This window comes from Methanobrevibacter sp. (assembly GCF_045116495.1).
GTDB lineage: Archaea > Methanobacteriota > Methanobacteria > Methanobacteriales > Methanobacteriaceae > Methanocatella.
In genome coordinates this window covers 1-6,804 of record NZ_JBGULU010000028.1, presented here as the reverse complement: position 1 = coordinate 6,804, position 6,804 = coordinate 1, and the positions used below count along the sequence as shown (strand labels likewise).

7 protein-coding genes are annotated in these 6,804 nt (G+C 34.6%); 4 read left to right on the top strand and 3 right to left on the bottom strand.

Features of this window, described 5'->3' with window-relative positions:
* The coding region (locus ACJMLH_RS01315) for a TIGR00300 family protein (RefSeq protein WP_405274134.1) at positions 1–874 on the top strand (874 nt) is incomplete at its 5' end.
* Between the two features lie 2 nt (positions 875–876).
* Positions 877–2,592, top strand: a complete 1,716-nt coding sequence (gene ade, locus ACJMLH_RS01310; RefSeq protein WP_405274133.1) for an adenine deaminase — start codon at positions 877–879, stop codon at positions 2,590–2,592.
* Here ade and ACJMLH_RS01305 read toward each other — a convergent pair.
* Positions 2,589–3,215 (bottom strand): DUF447 domain-containing protein, encoded by a 627-nt coding sequence (locus tag ACJMLH_RS01305; protein WP_405274132.1) that lies wholly within the window; start codon positions 3,213–3,215, stop codon positions 2,589–2,591. The genes ade and ACJMLH_RS01305 overlap by 4 nt on opposite strands.
* 93 nt (positions 3,216–3,308) lie before the next feature.
* Here ACJMLH_RS01305 and ACJMLH_RS01300 point away from each other — a divergent pair, with 93 nt between their 5' ends.
* Positions 3,309–4,319, top strand: coding sequence for an SIS domain-containing protein (locus ACJMLH_RS01300; protein WP_405274131.1), 1,011 nt, complete (start codon positions 3,309–3,311; stop codon positions 4,317–4,319).
* Between the two features lie 3 nt (positions 4,320–4,322).
* Here the strand turns inward: ACJMLH_RS01300 and ACJMLH_RS01295 are convergent, their stop codons facing one another.
* A complete protein-coding gene (locus ACJMLH_RS01295) occupies positions 4,323–4,694 on the bottom strand; it encodes a putative zinc-binding protein (protein WP_405274130.1) in 372 nt (123 codons plus the stop codon).
* Positions 4,695–4,759: 65 nt separating this feature from the next.
* Positions 4,760–5,341: an Hsp20/alpha crystallin family protein gene (locus ACJMLH_RS01290; RefSeq protein WP_405274129.1), complete on the bottom strand. Its 582-nt coding sequence runs from the start codon at positions 5,339–5,341 to the stop codon at positions 4,760–4,762.
* A gap of 383 nt (positions 5,342–5,724) precedes the next feature.
* Between ACJMLH_RS01290 and ACJMLH_RS01285 the strand changes: the two genes are divergently transcribed.
* Positions 5,725–6,576: a zinc-ribbon domain-containing protein gene (locus tag ACJMLH_RS01285; RefSeq protein WP_405274128.1), complete on the top strand. Its 852-nt coding sequence runs from the start codon at positions 5,725–5,727 to the stop codon at positions 6,574–6,576.
* Positions 6,577–6,804: the final 228 nt, after the last annotated feature.

Genomic DNA, 6,804 nt, shown 5'->3' with positions numbered 1-6,804 from the left:
AGAGATTGAAATGGACTGTCTTGTCGTCGTTGATGAGGATGTTCCTAGAGCTTATGTAAAACCAATTGCCGATGTTAAGGAAGGTGACATGATTGTTGTAGGTCTTGACGGTGTTAGGGTAACTCCTCCACACAGGTCAAGGGAAGAACAGCAGGTATTCGAGTTCATGAACAGTGATGTGTCTTCTGAAAAGCCATTGATGAATTTGATATATGGTATTGCCAAAGAAATGAAGGAAATCAAGGCCAAAGGCGGAAAAATAGGTATTGTTGGAGGTCCTGCTATTGTACACACAGGTTCCGGCAAATATCTGGCAGCATTGGTAAGGGAAGGTTACATTGATGTTATCATGGCTGGAAATGCTCTTGCCACTCACGATATTGAATCTAATCTTTTCGGAACTTCTCTAGGTATAGAAGTTGAAACCGGAAAAATCGTAGCTCACGGACACACTCACCATATGAGGGCAATCAATAAAATCAATCGTTCTGGTTCCATTCAGAATGCCGTTGATGATGGGACACTGACAGGTGGAATCATGTATGAATGTATCAAAAACGACGTTCCATATGTACTTGCAGGTTCCATTCGTGATGACGGACCACTTCCAGACGTTATAACAGACACTACTGAAGCCCAAAAGCTGATGAGGAAATATGCTCAGGAAGTTGACATGGTTATTATGATAGCTACAATGCTTCACTCAATTGCTACAGGAAATCTTCTCCCATCAAGGGTTAAAAGTATCTGTGTAGACATCAATCCGTCTACTGTTACCAAATTGTCTGATAGGGGCAGTGCTCAGGTTTTAGGCATTGTAACTGATATCGGTACATTCTTGCCACTTCTTTATAATGCTTTGCATGAGGAATAAAAATGAAATTCACTGCATATATATTGGATGTCTTAACCGATTCAGTATATCCTGCAAGAATAACGATTGAAGATGGAATTTTTAAAGAGATTGTTCCTATCCAGGTTACTGAAGAAACTGAAATTGATGTGGAAGGTCTGATGCTTCCGGGGCTTATAGATTCTCATATTCATATCGAAAGCAGTATGATGACTCCTGCACAGTTTGCAAAAATTGCCGTAAGACACGGTACAACTTCTGTTGTATGCGATCCACACGAAATTGCAAATGTTCATGGAATTGATGGAATTGAATTCATGATTGAAAACGCTTCCACTGTTCCGTTTAATTTTTATTTTTCAGCGCCTTCCTGCGTTCCTGCAACTGCATTTGAAACATCAGGTGCAGTGATAGATTCTGAGGATATAGAATATCTGCTTCAAAAACCCGAAGTTGTTGCACTTGCCGAAATGATGAATTTTCCGGGTGTCATCGGTGCGGATGAGGAAGTTTTAAGGAAACTTAGAATTGCAAGAATGTACAATAAACCTATCGACGGTCATGCGCCTCTGGTTTCCGGAAGAGAATTGGACAGATATATCGAACAGGGAATAGTCACTGACCACGAATGCAGTAGTTTTCAAGAAGCTATTGAAAAAAAGCAGAAAGGAATGAAAATTATGGTTCGTGACGGATCATCTGCTAAAAATATGGATGACCTCTTTGATTTTTCACAACGTATTGAATATTACAAAAATCAGGACAGTTTTGGAATCATACCTAATGAGGTGCTCTCAAGACGTCTCCACTCACCTATTTTTGATTTTATAGTTGCCGATGACAAAAATCCGAAAGATTTGATTAACGGACATCTAAATGAATCAGTTAAAAAGGCAGTTGACCTTGGTGTTGATGTAATCAAGGCAATTGAAATGGTTACAATCAATCCTGCGGCTCATTACGGTCTTGATGGCGGCTCAATCGTCACAGGTTCAAAGGCTGACTTTATCATTGTGGATAACCTTGTTGACTTCAATATATTGAAGACATACATTTCCGGAGAATGCGTTTTCGACGGTGAAAATGTTCTGTTTGATGTTGAGGATGTGGAAGTTGTAAACTCAATCAATGTGGATAAAAAATCCCCTGAAGATTTCAACATTTATTTTGACGGCGATGAATGTGAGGTAAATGTTATTCAATGTTTTGACGGAGATTTGATAACCAAAAAGACAACCGCAAAACTCACAACAAAAGAAGGCATCCTCCAGCCGGACATATCAGAAGATGTATTGAAAATTGCCGTCGTTGAACGTCACGGGTCAAATAATCTTACAAATGCTTTCATTAAGGGATTCGGCATTAAAAAAGGAGCTATGGCGGCATCAATTGCACATGACTCACACAATATTGTTGTGATTGGATGCTCATCTCAAAAGATGGCGGAAGCCGTGAATAAGGTAGTAGACAATAAGGGTGGAATTGCAGTAGTCAGCGATGACTTTGAGGGGTCCCTGTCACTTCCGATTGCGGGACTGATGAGCAATGAAGACGGTTTTGTCACTGCAAAAAAATTAGAATCCCTGCAAAAAATGGCCTTCGCTTTGGGATGCAAGCTTACCGCACCATTCATGACAATGGCGTTCATGTCCCTATTGGTAATTCCATCAATTAAACTCTCAGACAAGGGACTGTTTGATGGTGACAGCTTTGAATTTATGGATGTTATACGAAATTAAAGGTCATGGCCTTTATTTTTCAATTCTTTTTTTATTTTATGCATTGCTTTAATGTCTTGTTTGGTTCCCACCTTATTAACAATGCGATATGCTTCATTGAAACGTTTTATATAAAACTCCTTCTGCTCGCCTTCAACCAGATCGAAACGTAAAAAATTGGTTAAGGACTCAATGACATAGCCAAATCCACGATTGAATGCAGCAGTTTCTTTTTTTATTGTCAAATCGACAACTTCTGATTTAATCACAATGGCTTCGCCGCTGCTTTTGATGGGATCGCTTTGCTTTACCGCTTCAGTCAATTTGATTACTCGGCATCTGAAATATGCATCAGCATCTTTAAGGGACAAATCATCATTGAAATGTTCATCACCCAAATCATCGATTAGTGATTCTGTAAATAGCTCCGGTGAATTGCAAATATTGACAACAAACTCCTTTTGGGATACTATATTGTCTAAAGTGTGACTTCCTTTGAATATGCGGTTTAAAATTGTATCTTTGCCTGAACATAAAACACCAATCGGTGCGGCATGTTTTGTTCCTTCATTGTTTTGGGTGGTTATTATTGTTTCGTATTGCCTTCCTTTTTCCATTCCAATTAAAGATAAATCGATTTCCATACTAATCATTATTTTATTTTTTTAATAAACATATTTATATATTGATTAACAATATATTATTAATATTATTTAATTTTAAAGGGGTTTTAAGCTATGAAATATAAAATGTATGATGAAATGATGGAGCAGCCGGATTCACTCAAAAGGACTTTTGAATCTGAAATGCCAAAATTGGACGAAGCATCCGATTTGGTTTTAAAAGCGGATAAGGTATATCTGATTGGATGTGGAAGTTCTATCTCAACCTGTTACAGTGTACGTGATGCAATAAGAATGTCAAGTACAAATATAGATATAGAAGTGTATACCGGTTATGAATTTTACTATAACAAGAAATTAGTCGAAAACGAGAACTCACTTGCAGTGTTTACTTCTCAGTCAGGTGAAACCGCAGATACATTGGCATCCCTGAGAAGAGCTAATGAGTTTGGCCTACACACTGTTTCCATTTCAAATGAACCTGAAAGTTCAATGATTAAAGAAGCTAAAACTCCAATTGTTACAAGATGTGAAACAGAAACAGCAATTTTAGGCACCAAAACCTATATTACCCAATTGGCAAGCCTTTACTATATCCTATTTAAGGCATCTGACTATGAGTATAAGGCTCAATTATTGACTGAACTCATTGAAATGCCTGAAATGATTGAAAGATTACTGTTATTGACTGAAGATGAAAATAAGGCTTTAGCTGAAAAGTATGCTTCAGAAGACATATTTTATTGTCTGGGAAGCGGTCCAAACTTCGGCCTTGCCTACAAATTGGCAATGACAATGCTGATGGAAGGGGCAATAAAACATGCCTGTCCGGAATATTCAGCTGAATTCAGACATGGTCTTATTGAAAGGGCTGAAAAAGATGTTCCGGTTATCATTTTAAGGTCTGATTTGGAATCTGATGAAATTACACAAAAGGCAATTGACTTTTGTGAGAACCTTGAAGCTAAAACAATCTTGTTTGACCTGAAGGATTATGCTGATGTCGATAAGCTATTATCTCCATTCATACTTGTAATTCCACTTGAATGGTTCGTATATTATTTGGCACACTTCAACGATGAAGATCCAGGTGCAACAAGACATATTGGAAAAGTAAGATACTAGAATTTATAAAGAGTTTTCCAACTCTTTTTTAATTATTTTTACACACTCTTCTGCCTCATCATCCAATCTGAATGGATCACGGGCACAAACATCACAATCTTTTAAAACATCACTTGCATTAATGCTTTTAAAAACATCAACACCTTTGTTTTCTAAAATAGTGTTTACACAGTTATTTGAACAACCGTTAATGGCTATTATCGGATATTTCTTAAGCATTTTTGTGTTTTTGTTTTCAATATCTGCAGAAGTAGAACCCATGCAAATGGATATTGCATTTTCATTTTCCTTTTTAAAGTCCCCGACTGCAACACGGCAAACCAGTCCGTTCGGACTCATTCCGTTACATGGGGCAAGTGCAATTTTTTCATTCATGGATTAATAGTTGAAAAAAGTGGTATTTAAATTTTTGTAAAAAAAGTGAGAAAAAAGTAGAAAGACTACTCTACTTTTACTTTATGTTTTGGTATAACTAATTTTGGAAGGGTAATGAGAACAGTTCCGTTTTTGAATCTTGCTTTGATGTTTTCAAGATCAATGCTGTTTTCAAATCTTACAGTTTTTACACATCTTCCTGATTTAATTGCAGAAACAATTAATTCAGCTTCATCCTCTTCATCGAATTCTTCAATGTATGGGGTGAAAGTTGTTTCGATGGTAATGTCATTGTCACCTGCTTCGATAGAAATATCTTTTTTGCTAACACCAGGAACTGCGGCTTTGATGTAGTAAAAGTCTTTGGTTTCTACTAAATCAATGTCTAAAGTTTGTACTGTTGATTTTTTATAATCTTGATATCTTTGATCTGCATTTTTTTGCATGTTTTTAATGTTTTCTCTAAATTCATCAATGGTTTTTGATAAATCAGCAATAACATTGTCTGCAATATTTTTTCCTTTTTCTTTTTTATCTTCGAAGGTATCTTTGGTTTCTTCAGTTTCTTCTTCTACATCATCAACTTTTTCTTCAAATTCTTCTTGTTTATCTGAAATTTTTGCATCAATAGTTTCTGAATCTACCATAGTTTTCACACTCCTTTTTAGGAATTTCCTATGAATGTATTTTATTTACTTTTTGTTAGTATATAAAGTTTTCTATTTTTATTACTTAAAGTAATTAAAAATTAATTCTTTTAATCTTTGATTTTCCATATAAATAATGGGTTATTTTATAAATTTCGGAAATTATTTTTTTGATATCCAAAATGACTCTTATTTAATGATTAAAATTAAATAAAATTTTATTTTAATACTTATTGAAAATTCTTTTAATAGAATGGTAAGTATATAATTTTTTCAGTTCGAATATTGGGGTTGAAAAGATTCGCTTCAAACAAATTTTTCGACATATATTTATAATTTTTTTGACTTAAACTTATTTTAGTAGATGATTAAAGGGGTAGAACATGGCTAATTTTTGTACTAACTGCGGGTCTAAATTAAATAAGAACGACAATTTCTGCAGCAATTGCGGAACTAGAATAGAAAAATCCTATATTGAACAGAATTATCATTCACCAAATCAGAACACAGTCAATATTGAAAAAAGAAAAGCCAAACAAAAACTTAATACAATTCTTGGAGGAGTATTGTCATTCGGCAATGCTTTTAAAAAAACATTGGATTATTACGGTTTGGATTATGCTAAAACAAGAAAAGCCATCAGGCTGCAGGTGGAAAAAGAAATTGACTCCGGTCAGATTACAAGCGGCGGTGTCGAATATAGGGTGAACCAGCTGATAGTTGAATACAAAACAAAAATGGATAAGGAAAAAGAAGAGAAAAGAAAAAAATTGAAAATGATTGATGAAATACTCGAATCAGAAGAAATCAAATCGGAAATAAGAAAAAATAATATTGGCCAAAAATACCTATCTTCCATTAAAGACAATCTGCAAAATAAGATAATTTATAGAAAAGAAAACATGAATGAAGATAAAATCAAAGATTACATAAAAACTGAATTAAAAAAAGAAAGGGACGCACAGGAAAAAAGGAAGAGGGAAGAACAGGAAAGAGCTAGGAAATTAGAGGAAGAAGCTAAAATCAGAAAAGAACAGGAAATGATTCGTAAAGAAATGATAGAGAATGGGGAAGCGGGGTATTGCGGTTTTGGATGCAGATATTTCTACGAAGAATTTCTTGATGATCATGGGGGGATAGTTGGTGATTTTGATTCTGGAGGAATAGTTGATTATTATTGTGGTTTAGGGCATTCCGCATACCCTGGAAAATTTTGCGAATATTATAATAAATAATGTTTGGATACTCAAGTTTGAATTAATTTGCTTTCAGTATGTTTGGAAATTAAAATTGTCATGTTTTCAATTGTGTTTTGAATATTTCATTAGATAACATCCGATTTAACATATTTACTAGTTGATGATTAACATATTTTTTGGTTGATGATTAATTTTTTAAAATTCTTTAAATTGCTTATTTTATAATAAAAACAATTTTGATTAATAATAAAAAATGTATGTTGG

Excerpts from the sequence above, each read along its gene's own strand:
- ACJMLH_RS01290 (WP_405274129.1), bottom strand. The coding sequence starts at position 5,341 with ATGGTAGATTCAGAAACTATTGATGCAAAAATTTCAGATAAACAAGAA.
- ade (WP_405274133.1), top strand. The coding sequence starts at position 877 with ATGAAATTCACTGCATATATATTGGATGTCTTAACCGATTCAGTATAT.
- ACJMLH_RS01300 (WP_405274131.1), top strand. The coding sequence starts at position 3,309 with ATGAAATATAAAATGTATGATGAAATGATGGAGCAGCCGGATTCACTC.
- ACJMLH_RS01285 (WP_405274128.1), top strand. The coding sequence starts at position 5,725 with ATGGCTAATTTTTGTACTAACTGCGGGTCTAAATTAAATAAGAACGAC.
- ACJMLH_RS01295 (WP_405274130.1), bottom strand. The coding sequence starts at position 4,694 with ATGAATGAAAAAATTGCACTTGCCCCATGTAACGGAATGAGTCCGAAC.
- ACJMLH_RS01305 (WP_405274132.1), bottom strand. The coding sequence starts at position 3,215 with ATGGAAATCGATTTATCTTTAATTGGAATGGAAAAAGGAAGGCAATAC.